Source organism: Sulfurovum aggregans (genome assembly GCF_055385215.1).
The window spans coordinates 1,492,143-1,506,558 of record NZ_AP042387.1 but is presented as its reverse complement, the minus strand read 5'-3'; the positions used below and the strand labels follow the sequence as shown (position 1 = coordinate 1,506,558).

Annotated in this window: 14 protein-coding genes; 7 read left to right on the top strand and 7 right to left on the bottom strand. The window is 38.0% G+C overall.

Annotated elements, in window-relative coordinates; genetic code table 11:
• Window positions 1-5 precede the first annotated feature (5 nt).
• The 4 genes from ACZ48W_RS07655 to ACZ48W_RS07640 all read left to right on the top strand — a co-directional run bounded on the left by ACZ48W_RS07655 (window position 6) and on the right by ACZ48W_RS07640 (window position 5,570).
• Window positions 6-536, top strand: a complete 531-nt coding sequence (locus tag ACZ48W_RS07655) for an RBBP9/YdeN family alpha/beta hydrolase (RefSeq protein WP_464827756.1) — start codon at window positions 6-8, stop codon at window positions 534-536.
• A gap of 97 nt (window positions 537-633) precedes the next feature.
• On the top strand, window positions 634-1,647 hold the full coding sequence (gene tsaD, locus ACZ48W_RS07650; protein WP_464827755.1) for a tRNA (adenosine(37)-N6)-threonylcarbamoyltransferase complex transferase subunit TsaD: 1,014 nt from the start codon (window positions 634-636) through the stop codon (window positions 1,645-1,647).
• 126 nt (window positions 1,648-1,773) lie between these two features.
• Entirely contained in the window at window positions 1,774-4,089 is a 2,316-nt protein-coding gene (gene gyrB, locus ACZ48W_RS07645) for a DNA topoisomerase (ATP-hydrolyzing) subunit B (protein WP_464827754.1), read from the top strand.
• Between the two features lie 47 nt (window positions 4,090-4,136).
• Entirely contained in the window at window positions 4,137-5,570 is a 1,434-nt protein-coding gene (locus tag ACZ48W_RS07640; protein WP_464827753.1) for an EAL domain-containing protein, read from the top strand.
• A 180-nt stretch (window positions 5,571-5,750) separates the two neighbouring features.
• On the opposite strand, the gene ACZ48W_RS07635 is transcribed toward ACZ48W_RS07640, so the two are convergent.
• Complete coding sequence (locus ACZ48W_RS07635; protein WP_464827685.1) at window positions 5,751-7,001, bottom strand: IS110 family RNA-guided transposase; 1,251 nt, start codon at window positions 6,999-7,001, stop codon at window positions 5,751-5,753.
• Window positions 7,002-7,218: 217 nt separating this feature from the next.
• On the opposite strand from ACZ48W_RS07635, the gene queF reads away from it, so the two are divergent.
• The 3 genes from queF to ACZ48W_RS07620 all read left to right on the top strand — a co-directional run bounded on the left by queF (window position 7,219) and on the right by ACZ48W_RS07620 (window position 8,311).
• Window positions 7,219-7,596: a preQ(1) synthase gene (gene queF / locus ACZ48W_RS07630; protein WP_464827752.1), complete on the top strand. Its 378-nt coding sequence runs from the start codon at window positions 7,219-7,221 to the stop codon at window positions 7,594-7,596.
• An 80-nt stretch (window positions 7,597-7,676) separates the two neighbouring features.
• Window positions 7,677-7,913, top strand: a complete 237-nt coding sequence (locus ACZ48W_RS07625; RefSeq protein WP_464827751.1) for a hypothetical protein — start codon at window positions 7,677-7,679, stop codon at window positions 7,911-7,913.
• A gap of 56 nt (window positions 7,914-7,969) precedes the next feature.
• Window positions 7,970-8,311, top strand: coding sequence for a DUF2853 family protein (locus tag ACZ48W_RS07620; RefSeq protein ID WP_464827750.1), 342 nt, complete (start codon window positions 7,970-7,972; stop codon window positions 8,309-8,311).
• 14 nt (window positions 8,312-8,325) lie between these two features.
• Here the strand turns inward: ACZ48W_RS07620 and ACZ48W_RS07615 are convergent, their stop codons facing one another.
• The 6 genes from ACZ48W_RS07615 to ACZ48W_RS07590 all read right to left on the bottom strand — a co-directional run bounded on the left by ACZ48W_RS07615 (window position 8,326) and on the right by ACZ48W_RS07590 (window position 14,277).
• Entirely contained in the window at window positions 8,326-8,691 is a 366-nt protein-coding gene (locus ACZ48W_RS07615; protein WP_464827749.1) for a hypothetical protein, read from the bottom strand.
• Between the two features lie 203 nt (window positions 8,692-8,894).
• Window positions 8,895-10,985, bottom strand: a complete 2,091-nt coding sequence (gene fusA / locus ACZ48W_RS07610; protein ID WP_464827748.1) for an elongation factor G — start codon at window positions 10,983-10,985, stop codon at window positions 8,895-8,897.
• 11 nt (window positions 10,986-10,996) lie between these two features.
• The gene (gene rpsG / locus ACZ48W_RS07605; RefSeq protein ID WP_464827747.1) at window positions 10,997-11,464 is read right to left on the bottom strand and encodes a 30S ribosomal protein S7; all 468 of its coding nucleotides are present in this window, start codon (window positions 11,462-11,464) and stop codon (window positions 10,997-10,999) included.
• 198 nt (window positions 11,465-11,662) lie between these two features.
• Window positions 11,663-12,034, bottom strand: a complete 372-nt coding sequence (gene rpsL / locus ACZ48W_RS07600) for a 30S ribosomal protein S12 (RefSeq protein ID WP_464827746.1) — start codon at window positions 12,032-12,034, stop codon at window positions 11,663-11,665.
• Window positions 12,035-12,349: 315 nt separating this feature from the next.
• On the bottom strand, window positions 12,350-13,354 hold the full coding sequence (locus ACZ48W_RS07595; protein ID WP_464827745.1) for an IS110 family RNA-guided transposase: 1,005 nt from the start codon (window positions 13,352-13,354) through the stop codon (window positions 12,350-12,352).
• 263 nt (window positions 13,355-13,617) lie between these two features.
• A complete protein-coding gene (locus tag ACZ48W_RS07590) occupies window positions 13,618-14,277 on the bottom strand; it encodes an REP-associated tyrosine transposase (protein WP_464827744.1) in 660 nt (219 codons plus the stop codon).
• Window positions 14,278-14,416 lie beyond the last annotated feature (139 nt).

The window sequence follows — 14,416 nt, the reverse complement described above, 5'->3', positions numbered from 1 at the left end:
CGTTTATGAAGACCCTTATTTTGCACGGTTGGGGCGGGAGTGATGCTCCACACTGGCAGGCAGAGCTTGCATGTGAAATAGCCAAGAACTACGGTACTGTCTCATTTCCACTGCTTGACAACTGTCATTTTCCCTCTAAGAACAGATGGTTAAAACAGGTCAAAGCTTTGCTTGAAGATTTTAAACCTGACACTGTCGTTTGTCACTCTTTAGCCAACACACTTTGGTTTTGGCTCTGTGAGGAGGATATAATTCCGGTTAAAAGACTTTTTATGGTCTCACCACCGAGTCTTACTACAGAAGTCGATACCATTAAAACGTTTTTCCCTTGTAAGTTGCCACAAAAACTCTGTGCAAAAGAGGTACAGATGATCGTCTCAGACAATGATCCCTATATAAAAGTCGAGGAAGCACAACAAATGGCTTCTCATTATGATATTCCTTTAACCATCATCCGGGATGCAGGACATATCAATGCAGACTCAGGGTATGGGAAATGGAAATTTATAGAAAAACTTGTGATGGAAAAGCTATGATATTTTTTATTCGTAGGGGTGCCCCTTGTGGGTACCAAAAAAACAAAATTCAAAGACAAGGGTACCCACAAGGGATACCCCTACAGCAGGAGCACCAATGATTCTTAGCATCGAAAGTTCTTGTGATGACAGCTCCATCGCCATTACTGAAATAGCGACGAAAAAAGTCCTCTATCATAAAAAGATCTCCCAGGAAGAGCAGCACTCCTGCTATGGCGGTGTAGTACCGGAACTGGCCTCAAGACTTCATGCAGTAGCACTTCCCGAAATACTCAAAGAGACGAAACCCTACTTTGACAAACTCAAAGCGGTTGCAGTAACCAATCAGCCGGGACTGGGGGTAACGTTGCTGGAAGGTATTGCCATGGCAAAAACATTAGCCACCCTACTGGATATCCCTCTCATTCCGGTACATCACCTTAAAGGGCATATTTACTCACTTTTTATTGAAAAAGAGACACGCTTCCCACTTTTGGTACTTCTTATCTCCGGAGGACATACACAGGTCATTCGTGTAGAGAGTTTTGACCATATGGAAATACTTGCCACAAGCATGGATGACTCTGTGGGTGAGAGTTTTGATAAGTGTGCAAAGATGATGGGCTTGGGTTACCCCGGTGGACCCCTTATAGAACAACTTGCACTCAGGGGAGATGAGAACCGTTTTGACCTCCCCGTACCACTGCGAAATTCACCACTCATCGCTTTTTCCCTCTCCGGACTGAAAAATGCTGTACGTTTGGTAGTTGAAAAGCTTGGCGGGGCATCCCGGATGACAGAGCAGGACAAGGCAGACCTCTCTGCCTCCTTCCAAAAAGCAGTCAAGCTCCACCTGCTTCAAAAAAGCAAAAAGATCTTTGCAAAAGAAGAGATAAAAGAGTTCGCCATCGTAGGTGGTGCATCTGCAAACAAATATATACGAAATGCCTATGAAAATCTCTGCAGGGAGTTTGGCAAAACACTTCATGTTGCTCCACTGCAGTATTGTTCTGACAATGCTGCTATGATAGGCAGATATGCGGTCGATGCCTATGAAAAAAAGCAGTTTGCGGATCCAAATGAAATAGATATTGTCAGTACCAAAAAACAGCAGAGTGGAATGCTACTTTAACACCCATTTCCCCCACTCTTCTGCTTTTTCTCCTTTCACACTTGGCACTTAGTATTCAACACTCATTTCCTAAGCAATATTTAGCTAAAATATATACACTTATAATCCACAAATCGGAGTCTACACATGGCAGAATATGGTGCTAGTAATATTAAAGTTCTTAAAGGGCTGGAAGCGGTAAGAAAAAGACCAGGAATGTACATCGGTGATACCTCTACAAAAGGTCTTCACCACCTTGTCTATGAAGTTATAGATAACTCCATCGATGAAGCAATGGCAGGATTTTGTGACACTATCAAAGTGACACTTACCAAAAACGGTTCAGCGATTATAGAAGACAATGGTCGCGGTATCCCTGTTGCAGAGCACCCTACAGAAAAGATTTCGGCTGCCACTGTTGTACTTACGGTACTCCATGCCGGTGGTAAATTTGACAAAGACACCTATAAAGTCTCCGGCGGACTTCACGGGGTTGGGGTTTCTGTTGTAAATGCACTCTCTAAAGATTTAAGACTTACCGTCTACCGTGATGGTAACATACATGAACAATCTTTTGCTGCCGGTATCCCTCAAGAGCCTTTAGCAATTACTGGCCCTACACGGAAAAAGGGAACTAAAATAGAGTTTTGGCCAGATGATACGATCTTTACAGAAAGTGTGACTTTCCAAAAAGAGATCCTCATGAAGCGTTTCAAAGAGCTTTGCTACCTGAACCCTAGAATCACTATTGATTTTAGAGATGAGAGAGATGGAACGAAAGAAGTTTATCACTTCGAAGGAGGTATCAAGCAGTTTGTAGAAGATATGAACACGAAAGAACCCCTTTCAAAAGCACAGTTTTTCCAAGGTAAAGCTGATGACATTGAAATAGATATTGCTATTATGTATTGTGACGCAGACAGTGAAAAATCTCTCTCCTTTGTCAATAACATCAAAACACCGGATGGCGGTACGCATGAAGCAGGATTCAGAGCAGGGTTAACACGTTCTATGGCAAGTTATATTGCCAAAAATGCCAATGCCAAAGAAAAAGGTACTAAAATTACCGGGGATGACTGTAAAGAAGGTCTCATAGCTATCGTCTCTGTACGTGTACCTGAACCACAGTTTGAGGGACAGACCAAAGGAAAATTAGGTTCAAGCTATGTAAGACCTCTTGTCCAGAAATTCTTCTCTGAGAACTTTAACAAGTACCTCGAAGAAAACCCTATAGAAGCCAAAGCCATTATGGCACAAGTACTACTTGCAGCACGAGGTAGAGATGCAGCAAAAAGAGCGAAAGACCTGGTAAAACGTAAAGACTCTATGAGCATCGGTACACTTCCCGGTAAACTTGCGGACTGTCAAAGTAAAGACCCTGAAATCTCAGAGATCTATCTGGTGGAAGGGGACTCAGCTGGAGGTTCTGCAAAACAAGGACGGGACAGAGTATTCCAGGCGATTTTACCACTTAAAGGTAAGATCCTTAACGTTGAGAAAGCAAGACTTGAGAAGATCCTCAAATCAGATGAGATCAAGAATATGATCACTGCGCTCGGCTGTGGCATAGGTGAAGAGTTTAACGAAGAGAAACTTAGATACCATAAGATCATCATCATGACTGATGCCGATGTTGATGGTAGCCATATCCAGACACTTTTAATGACCTTCTTCTTTAGGTTTTTACAACCTGTTATTGAAAAAGGATATCTCTATCTTGCCCAACCACCGCTTTACCGTTATAAAAAAGGGAAAAATGAAACCTATCTGAAAGATGATAAGGCACTTAACGATTTCCTTATCGAAAATGGTATCTCAGTGATAGAAAGTGAAACAATGGGAGAAGCTGACCTGATAGATCTCTTTAAACTTGTTGCCTATTATCAAATGACACTCAAAGAGATAGAGAAACGTTTCGCACTGCCTGAAGTACTGCGCTATATGATCGAAAATCCTGATATTGTCGGTACGTCCAATACAACATTGGCAAAAACACTTGAAAAATATATCAAAGAGTTAGGCTATAACATCCTTAACAAAACCATCACTGAAGAGAGACTGCATTACTTTGTACAGACTAATGATGGACTTGAAGAACTTATAGTAGATGAAATACTCTTCAGCAACCCTCACTACAATGAAGCAATCCATATCCACCAGAAAATACAGGAACATATTACCGACGAATTCAAAGAGAAGGATATCCTGGCACTTTTTGCAGAAGTAGAAGCTTCTGCCAAGAAAGGTGCCTATATCCAACGCTACAAAGGTCTTGGTGAGATGAACCCTGAACAACTTTGGGAAACAACCATGACACCGGAGAACAGAAGACTTTTACAAGTGAAGATAGATGATATTGAAGAAGCGAGTGATACCTTCACCCTCTTTATGGGAGATGAAGTAGAACCAAGAAGAAACTACATCGAAAGTCATGCCAAAGATGTGAAACATCTGGATGTATAATGAAACCAAGTTTTTTTGGATCTAGCTGCTATTTAGAGGTTGCCTAGATGCTACCGTCACAAAAAGAAGAAAGAGAACGACGGTTTACTCTGGCTCTCAGGGCAGGTATTCCCGTACTTATTCTTATTTTTCTTGTATTTTATACCACACTTGACAAAGAAGGGGTATTTACCTTCACTCCAGTTGACGGTATACTGCTTGCCGCCATTACCTTTATTACCATCTATTTCATCTATTTTTTAATGAACCTGAGTGTACAGGAAACCCTGCTGGACCAAACCACACAAAGCTTCAACAAAAAAACATTTATTAAAAAACTGCAACATTATCACCCAAAATCTCTTGCCTGTCTAAGCATAGAGAACCTCTCTTCACTCAATGAGAACTATAGTAGCGATCAAATAGACAATCTTCTCTATACCATTACTAGAAAATTGAATCTGGCATTTAAACAGCATGGTTTGGATACTGTACTTATAGGCAGATATCGCGGTTCAGAGTTTTTGATCGCCCTGAATGACAACCATCTCCATATACAAACTATTTTAGAAACACTGATAGAAGAGAACCGAACGGTCAATAATTTGGAGGTAGATTATAAATTTGCCATTATCACCAATACAAATGATGACTTTGAAAAAGAAATCACTCAACTTCGGGATATAATCGCCGGCCAGTCTATAGAAGACGATAAAGAAAAAAATATAAGTACAGACAGTATAAAAGATGCGGAAGAACTTTCCAATATAGAAAAAGAGGTCATTGATTCCATTCAAAAGAAAAAATTACTTTTATCTTTCCGACCTCTGCTCAACACACGGAATAATACCATAGATACCTATGAGATCGCCGTTAAACTCAAATCCGATACACAAGAGGATATCCTTCCCCGGATCTTTTTACCCATTATAAATCGCCTAGGTCTGGGAAGAGAATACGATTTTACACTTATTACACATGTCATAGACCTCCTGCCTCTGGTAGATGATACCATTTCATTTACATTCAATCTGTCACCTTTTTCTCTTAGGGATCTTTCTTTCCAGAAAAAGCTTTTCAGCTATTTGGATCAAAAGAAAATTGATCCGTCCCGGCTTATTATCCAACTCTATGAACGAAAAACACACCATGATCTCAGCGGATACCTTAACACACTTAAAAACTTCAGGTCCCATGGGATACGAATATGTATCGACAATTTCGGTTCATCCAATGCTTCTATGGAATACATGAAACATTTTAAATTTGACATGGTTCAGTTTGATAGAGACTATGTCACCAATCTGGATGATAAAACAAGTTATGCAATGTTGGAATCTTTAATAAGGATGTCCCGTGAACTGCATATTGAAACTGTAGCAAAATGGGTAGACAAAGAGGAGCAGAAAGAGTGTCTCAGGGAACTTGGTATAGATTATCTCCAGGGGTTCGGTATCAGCAAACCTATCACAGAAACACAACTTATCGATCAATACAACTAAAACCATCCTATAAAGAATAGCTTAAACCAATAGCTGTTTTTTATAGACAGAGGTATCCTGTTGGATTATTTGAGTATTTGAAAAGAATATTCAAATGATCAAATAGATACTAAAACAATATTTGGTCAATGTTCATTAAAAACTCATTGTTTTCACAAGTGCTAAAACTAACGGGAATATTTACCTGTTGGGGATAAATACTCTATGGGCTTGATAAGGTTCATTGTGTTTGACTATGGAATACATGATCGCTGCTATTTTCTTGGAGATAATGATTAAAGCTTCTTTCTTGGATTTACCCGAAGAGACTTTGTCTCGAAAGATCTTGTTTAGCTGAGGATTGTGCAATACAGATCCTACTGCAGCCATATAAAGTGCATGTTTGGCAATAGGTATGCCTCTTTTTGCAAGCCTGCCTATAGAATTGGAGTTGCCAGATTGATACTGTGTAGGATAAAGACCAAGATAGCCAATAAAAGCTTTGGCTGAATCAAATCGCCTGAGATCTCCACATTCTCCTAATATGGCAGAAATGGTTTTATCTGAGATACCGGGTATACTTTGGAGATTTTCAATAGAATTGTCAATTGTATTTATTTCTTCGGTAATAAGTTGTTTGATTTGTTCTTCAATATGCTTCTTTTCTTGACATAAAAGCTCTAATATCCTAATATTAGTAGTGATCATTAGAGATCTGGCTTCATAGGCACGACCAGCATATACTGAAGTATTGGCAAGATCGATCAGGAACTTGGCTTTATCTTCAGAGAAGTTGTTACCTTTGATATGACGGAATAGACGAGTCAGCTTCTTTGGCGTAGCTTTTTGCATATCTATTGCAGTAGGGTAGACTTTGATGATCGCAAGTGCTGTCTTGGTAAAGATATTTGGAAATACTCTGCCAATCTCAGGATTGACAGTCGCCATTACAGTAGAGATTTCCCTCTTGATGGTTTTTATCTTCTTCTCCAGTGAACGTTTGGTTCTGCCTAATACCTTGACTGAATGATAGGCATCATTGGAGATATGACTCTCTTTGTATTTACCGGTAGATAAAAGTTCCGCAATGACATAGGCATCAATCGCATCATTCTTTACTTTTCGTATGGTACGGAAATCACGAAACTTGGCAGTCTGATAAGCGTTTAGCAAAACGGCTTGGTAGTCATTGTCTGTAATATATTCATACAAATTCTCAGAAAAAGCTCCTGTTGATTCTATACCAATAATAAAATCATCATTGTCTAATGACAGGTTGGCAAACTGTTCAATCAGCCTTCTTAACCCAAGAATATCCGTATAGATCCAAAATGGTTTTACAGCAAATTCACCAGCATCATCCAGGATGCACACATAATGTTTTTTTTCAGCAACATCAATTCCAACATAATACATTTTAAACCCCTTGAGTGTTAGTTTTAAAGTTCTCATAGCTTCGTGTTATACAAGGTAGAAGTTCTTACACTCCTCCTTAGCATCCTATAGATGATTTTATAAAGCTAACACAAGACGTTTTATGTGCTGGTACCAAAGTCCAAAAAGGAAAAAAACTTGTTTACTGTTAGCTTTTGTGAAAACTATGAGTCTTTATTGAACTCAACCTTATTTTATCGATTTGGTTGATAAATAGATTATACGAAGGAAAAATATGAAATACGGTGAAAAAGAGATACAGGAATTTGATATCAACAGTGAAGAGAATTATTGGCCGAATGAACATCAGAAAAACTATACGATCAATATAGAACTTCCTGAATTCATGTGCCTATGCCCACGCTCAGGATATCCGGATTTTGCGACGATACGGCTCAGCTATCAGCCTGATAAAAAAGTCATTGAGCTTAAAGCACTCAAACTCTATATCAATTCATTTATGTCCAGGCACATTTCACATGAAAACTCTGCCAATGAGATCTATGATACGCTTTACAGTCATTTAAAACCCAAATCCATGAAACTTACAGCAGATTTCAATCCCAGAGGAAATGTGCATACTGTTATAGAAATAGACAGTACAAAAAACTAAAAAACATTACAATTTGACATAAATTTATACATTTTTCTAAAAATCCATTATGATATCCTATTCTAAATAAAAGGAGAATCATGATAGATTTTTATGAAGTCATGCAAAGAATTAAAAAAATCCTCTCTATTCAAACCCAAAAAAAGAAAATACTGGATAGAGATATTGCTTTGGCACTTCAACTTGATCCCCAATACTATGCAGTCATAAAAAAACGTAAAAAGATACCATTTGAATCTATTGCATACTTTTCTCACACTCATAAACTAAATATGAATTGGATACTTTTAGCACAAAAACCTCAATATTTGACCTAAAAGAATTTTATAGCTATAATTAATTGCTACAAATTCATAAATACGAAGGAAGAAGAATGAGCAAAAGAGATGAAAAGATAGAGCATTATACTGCTGAGGCTAAAAAACTTGAGTTAAGTATATCTGCTGACCTTATTGCTAAAGTAACTGCAGGATTGGGGCCGTCTATTTATAAAAAAGACAGTGAGACAGTATCATGCTCGCAAGCTTCAGAGCTGGAAACAGTAAAAAAGAATTTTTTACAAAAAAAACTTGGTTTAGATGCAGATGATGCCAAATTTGATGCTGCTATCAAAAAAGTGTGTGAAGCTATGGGTACTTCCAACAGAAACAAATACAGAGTTCTGTTCTATGCACTGCTTGTAAAAGAGTTCGGGAAAGAATCCGTTTACGCGTAGAGGGACAGAAAGTCTTATATCCTGATAAAAAGGATATATTTCTTCTCTTCCATAGACTTGCCAAACCCGATGATCTCTATATCATCATACTGAGCATTTACATTCATTCTGAGCTCATACATCATTGCATCCATACCGAGTATCAACAAAGGTGGAATAAGTGCTCCTATGGAGACTCTTGTATCACTACCGTCTATTTTAAAAACAAGTTGCTTGCTATCATCATTTAATCTGTAAAGATTAATAGGTGCTTCCTCTGCATAGATCAGTTTAGCTTGATCTTCAGGATCTTCTTTCAAAAGCATAGCGGTTAAAATAAAATCTTCCTGATCAGCTATTTGTTCACGTACATCTTCTATAAGATCTATAATAACTTTCATCTTTTTCCTTTAAATACTATTGTATAGCAATTCTAAAATTGAAATAAAATAATACTCAAATATTGTCATAGATTAATAATTTAAATTTCATGTTGAGTTACTGTAGATTTGACTAAATGGAATTTAGATAGAGCGAGAATAAGTAAATGACTGAACGGGACACAAAGCCCGTTCAGTCATTTATGCAGTAAAGAAACTGAAAATTAACTGTTTCTCTTTTCGATGATCTCTTTAGCTACATTCGCCGGAACTTCTTCATAATGATCAAATTCCATTGCGTATGTCGCACGACCCTGTGTCATTGAACGAAGGTCAGTTGAGTATCCGAACATTTCAGAAAGTGGTACGAACGCATTAACGATCTTGTTTCCAGCTCTGTCATCCATACCTGATACTTGACCACGTCTTTTAGCAACATCACCGATAACGTCACCCATGAAGTCTTCAGGTACTTCAACTTCAACTTTCATCATAGGCTCAAGAATAACCGGATTTGCTTCTCTTGCACCTTCACGGAATCCCATAGAACCTGCAAGTTTAAATGCCATTTCAGATGAATCGACATCATGGTAAGAACCATCATAAAGTGTAACTTTTACATCTTCAACAGGGTAACCCGCTTGAATACCTCTTTGCATTGCTTCCTGGATACCTTTGTTTACCGGTTGGATAAATTCTTTTGGAACAACCCCGCCTTTAACTTCATCAACAAATTCATAACCAAAGCCTGGCTCTTGCGGCTCAATTCTAAGATAAACATGACCGAATTGTCCACGTCCACCTGATTGTTTTGCATATTTGTACTCTTTATTAACCGCTTTTCTGATCGTTTCACGGTATGCAACCTGCGGAGCACCTACTTCTGCTTCAACTTTAAACTCTCTTTTCATTCTGTCTACAAGAATTTCAAGGTGAAGTTCACCCATTCCTGAAATAATAGTCTGACCGGATTCTTCATCTGTAGATACACGGAAAGACGGATCTTCTGCAGCAAGTTTACCAAGTGCAAGTCCCATTTTTTCCTGATCTGCTTTTGTTTTAGGCTCAACCGCAACAGAGATAACAGGATCCGGGAAATCCATTCTCTCAAGTACTACTTTATCTTTATCTGAACAAAGTGTATCACCTGTTGTTGTATTTTTAAGACCTACAACCGCACCGATCTCACCAGCATAGATCTCAGAAATCTCTTCTCTTTTGATCGCATGCATTTTCATGATACGGCCGATACGCTCTTTTTTCCCTTTAGTAGAGTTAAGTACATAAGAACCGGACTCAAGAGAACCTCTATATACACGGATAAATGTCAACTGTCCGACAAACGGGTCAGTCATGATCTTAAATGCCAATGCAGCAAATTCGCCATCATCAGTAGACTCAACAATGACCTCTTTATCTTCATCATCCATTTCCGTACCTTTGATAGCAGGTGCTTCTACCGGAGACGGAAGATAAGCAACAACAGCATCAAGAAGGGTCTGTACACCTTTATTTTTAAAGGCTGTACCTGGAAGCATTGGAACTACATGCATATTGATCGTTGCTTTTTTGATACCTTCAACGATCTCTTCCTGAGTAAGCTCTTCACCCTCCATGTATTTTTCCATAAGCTCTTCATTGCCATCAACTTCAGAGATACCTTCGATCAGTTTTTCTCTGAACTCTTCAGCCTGCTCTTGAAGTTCAGGACGGATAGCCTGCTCATGATATGCAGAACCCATTTCAGCATCTTTATCCCAAACAACTTCTTTCATTTTAACAAGATCAACAACACCTTCAAAGTTCTCTTCAGCACCGATAGGAAGTTGGATGACCAAAGGATTACCTTTGAGTCTGTCACGGATCTGTCTTTCAACCTCAAGGAAATCTGCACCTGTTCTGTCCATTTTATTCACAAATACAAGTGAAGGTACACCGTAACGGTTTCTTTGTCTCCATACTGTCTCAGATTGTGGTTGAACCCCACCAACTGCACAGAATACAGATACAGCACCATCAAGTACTCTCATAGATCTTTCAACTTCAATCGTAAAGTCAACGTGACCCGGCGTGTCGATGATGTTGATCTGCTTACCTAACCACTCACAAGTAGTTGCCGCAGAAGTAATGGTAATACCTCTTTCCTGCTCCTGCTCCATCCAGTCCATTGTTGCAGCACCATCATGTACTTCACCAATTTTATGTTCAACACCTGTATAGAAAAGAATTCTTTCCGTTGTTGTTGTTTTACCTGCATCAATGTGAGCAGCGATACCGATGTTTCTTACGTCTTCAAGTTTGTGCGTTCTTGCCATAACTTAATCCCTTACCATCTATAGTGAGCAAATGCTTTGTTCGCTTCAGCCATTTTATACGTATCTTCTTTCTTTTTGAAAGCAGAACCTTTTTCAGTAGCAGCATCCATAAGCTCGTTGCTTAAACGCTCCATCATAGTTCTTTCATTTCTTTTTCTCGCTGCATCAACGATCCATCTGATACCGAGTGATTGTTGTCTTGCAGGTCTAACTTCGATAGGCACTTGGTATGTTGCACCACCGACTCTTCTAGATTTTACTTCCATTACAGGTTTGACATTATCCATCGCTTTGTTGAATACTTCAATACCTTTTTCACCAGATTTTGATTCAATTCTCTCTAACGCAGCATACATTACTTTTTGCGCAACACTTTTCTTACCATCAAGCATTACTGCATTGATGAACTTTGTTAATACTTTAGAACCGTGTACTGGATCTGGCAATACCGGTCTAACGGGAGCTTTTCTTCTTCTCATTATATTTCCTCTTCAATCTTATATTGTTGATTTACTCAAGTCTTGTCCCCTAAGGATAAATGACAACACCTGTTTCAAGTCTGTTTCTAGACTAAACTATGCTTATTTCTTCTTGATCAGCAGCAAAACTACTATTCAACTCATCTCACTAAAGCTACGCTCTTGGCGAGAATATTTAGCTATTTTTTTAAGTAAGACTTACTTAGGTTTTTTAGTACCGTATTTAGATCTTGCAACTTTTCTGTTTGCAACACCTGAAGCATCGAGAGCACCACGAACAATGTGATACTTAACACCAGGTAAATCTTTAATTCTACCGCCTCTTACAAGTACGATAGAGTGCTCTTGAAGGTTGTGACCCTCACCACCGATGTATGAGATCACTTCAAAACCACTTGTCAATCTTACTTTAGCAACTTTTCTAAGTGCTGAGTTAGGTTTCTTTGGTGTTGTAGTATATACTCTGGTACATACGCCTCTTCTTTGAGGACATTTTACAAGTGCAGGTGATTTTGATTTTTTCACTTGCTTCTTACGTTCTTTACGAATCAATTGGTTAATTGTAGGCAAATCGTTTCCTTTCTGGTTAGTTTGAATTGAATCTGGCTGTTACACCATATAAAAACACTCTAAAAATGCTTTTATATACTGTATGTACGAGAAAAATGGAGGCATATTATAGTGAAAAAAGCTTTATTTAGGCTTATAGAAAGCAGGTAACACCTCTTGCAGACCTATTCTGCTTTTCTTGTATCTGATCTTTTGTACTGAGCATGATTTTTGCGTTAGTTTTATATTATGAGAGTAAAATAAAAAAGTAAGGATATTGTATGGAAATAAAGAAATAAAGGGGACAGTTTCCACCTTTAAAATCACTTAATTAAACTAAGAAGCCATCTTCACAGTATTCCATTTTTCAGAACGTTCTTCATCGTAAAGTTCACCCGTTTTGTATAAAGAAAAGGTTATCATTACTATTTTTCTCATCACAGCTATTTGAGCAGATGTAGTATGTTTTCCTCTCTCTTTTAACCTCTCATAAAATGTTCTCATTTCTTTGTTGTATTGTATAGAAATTATTGTTCCCATAAAAAGTGTATTGCGTATAAGTTTGGAACCTTGTTTTGATATGCGTGACTTTTTATGCATGGAGCTACCAGAACTTACCTCTATAGGGTCAAGACCAGCTAATGCTGTTATCTCTTTTGCATTGGCATCTTTGTAACGCATAAAAAATTCAAGCAATACAATACCAGATAAACTACCAACACCTTTAAATGAGGTGATAGACTCTAACTGTTTTTGATATTTTGGTGTGAGAGCTATGAGCTTAAGCATTTTCTCCACTATCTCTTTTTCTTCTTTTTTTAAAGCTTTTATTTTAGCACGTAATTTACGAAGAATAAATACTTCATCTTCTCTAGCTAGTGAAGCTTCTAATTGATTTGTTTTTACTACACGCTCTCGTACTAAAGATTTGTAGTAGCGTATATGGTTCTGTAGCTGTTCTTGTGCTTTATCATAAGAGGGAATACAAATATTATTATCTGTGGCTATAGTGTACATACGATAAAGCATTCTAGCATCCACAATATCTGTTTTGTTTCTATTTTTTATAGTCTTTGCAAAGGCTGCACTTTGTGATGGTTTTACAATAAAACAAGAGATAGTATTTTCATGACAATATTGTTTTATTAATGTCCAATAACTACCTGTGGGTTCATATATCCAAATCACATCACTGGCTACCTTACCATAAACTTTTTTAAGTTCTGAACTTAGCTTCTTTAAACCTTTTTTTGTATTTTCTACTTCTATATCTAGGTTGTTTTTAGGAATATAAACTTGAAGACTTGCTTTAGATATATCTATTCCGATATAATTATTCATGGAACCTCCTTTTATTTGGAGAGTTCGGTAGGGTCTACAAAAGTATGACCTGATCATCGAACCTTGCTTAGACTCGTCAAATTCGGTCTACTTTATGTGACCCTGTTTCCACTCAAGCTTCTTAGGTTCGATTGTTTAACTGTCCCACAAGCTGATACCTTTTACAATATCGCCTCGGCTAATTCCAACTTATCGTGAACTCTCACTTTTATTTTATCCTAATGGCTTTTAAATGAGTGGTTTTGTATGATACGAGGCTACTTTTACACATTTTTTCTAGGTCGTCCTCTCTGATTTAGTGTAGATAGCATACCATATTTCGTGGCAGCTTCTACTTGCCACTTTTCCTCTCCCAGTGGTGCTTGTCTGTTTACGGAGTTTCGTATAGTATGCAGTTCTCCTTCTCTCATAGGCGTATTGACATACGCTGTCCAGTCCTCATCTAAATCTATATACGTTTTAGTGAGTAAGGTTCTATGTTTATGTTCTCTTTCCATTAATGAACCATAATCCCAATCTTGAGCTTTTTTTACGAGTTTTGCTCTTTTTGCATTGGCTTCTATATATCGTATGAGTGTGATGTAATAACTCTCTTTTTCTACCATAAAGCTTTTGTATCTTCCTTGCCAAATATGTCCTGAAGTTTTATTCTTTTTATGATAGTAACGTACATGGGATGTCATCACCCATTGCATGAGTCTACTCAAGCTATTGGGTTCTTGTGGTATGAGAAGCAGATGAAAATGGTTTGGCATGAGACAATAGGCGTGTATCTCTACATTTTCTCTTTTGCTTGCTTTTTCTAGTAATTCTAAAAAATACTCATAATCCTCCATATCATCAAAGACCTGCATACGCATATTCCCTCTATTGATAATATGGTATATTCCTCCTACTGTCTCTCCTCTTGGCATGCGTGGCATGGTAATCCTTTTTTTTGGCTATACTATGATAGCTTATCTTGGATTAAAAGTAGCCTGTCCCCTTTTATTTCTGTCTCTCCTCTTGGCATGCGTGGCATGGTAATCCTTTTTTTGGCTATACAATGATAGCTTATCTTGG

Bases quoted from the DNA above. Each gene is read 5' to 3' on its own strand.
- ACZ48W_RS07590 (WP_464827744.1), bottom strand. From the start codon at position 14,277: ATGCCACGCATGCCAAGAGGAGAGACAGTAGGAGGAATATACCATATT.
- fusA (WP_464827748.1), bottom strand. From the start codon at position 10,985: ATGGCAAGAACGCACAAACTTGAAGACGTAAGAAACATCGGTATCGCT.
- ACZ48W_RS07640 (WP_464827753.1), top strand. From the start codon at position 4,137: ATGCTACCGTCACAAAAAGAAGAAAGAGAACGACGGTTTACTCTGGCT.
- ACZ48W_RS07620 (WP_464827750.1), top strand. From the start codon at position 7,970: ATGAGCAAAAGAGATGAAAAGATAGAGCATTATACTGCTGAGGCTAAA.
- gyrB (WP_464827754.1), top strand. From the start codon at position 1,774: ATGGCAGAATATGGTGCTAGTAATATTAAAGTTCTTAAAGGGCTGGAA.
- queF (WP_464827752.1), top strand. From the start codon at position 7,219: ATGAAATACGGTGAAAAAGAGATACAGGAATTTGATATCAACAGTGAA.
- ACZ48W_RS07615 (WP_464827749.1), bottom strand. From the start codon at position 8,691: ATGAAAGTTATTATAGATCTTATAGAAGATGTACGTGAACAAATAGCT.
- rpsG (WP_464827747.1), bottom strand. From the start codon at position 11,464: ATGAGAAGAAGAAAAGCTCCCGTTAGACCGGTATTGCCAGATCCAGTA.
- tsaD (WP_464827755.1), top strand. From the start codon at position 634: ATGATTCTTAGCATCGAAAGTTCTTGTGATGACAGCTCCATCGCCATT.
- ACZ48W_RS07655 (WP_464827756.1), top strand. From the start codon at position 6: ATGAAGACCCTTATTTTGCACGGTTGGGGCGGGAGTGATGCTCCACAC.
- ACZ48W_RS07595 (WP_464827745.1), bottom strand. From the start codon at position 13,354: ATGAATAATTATATCGGAATAGATATATCTAAAGCAAGTCTTCAAGTT.
- ACZ48W_RS07625 (WP_464827751.1), top strand. From the start codon at position 7,677: ATGATAGATTTTTATGAAGTCATGCAAAGAATTAAAAAAATCCTCTCT.
- ACZ48W_RS07635 (WP_464827685.1), bottom strand. From the start codon at position 7,001: ATGAGAACTTTAAAACTAACACTCAAGGGGTTTAAAATGTATTATGTT.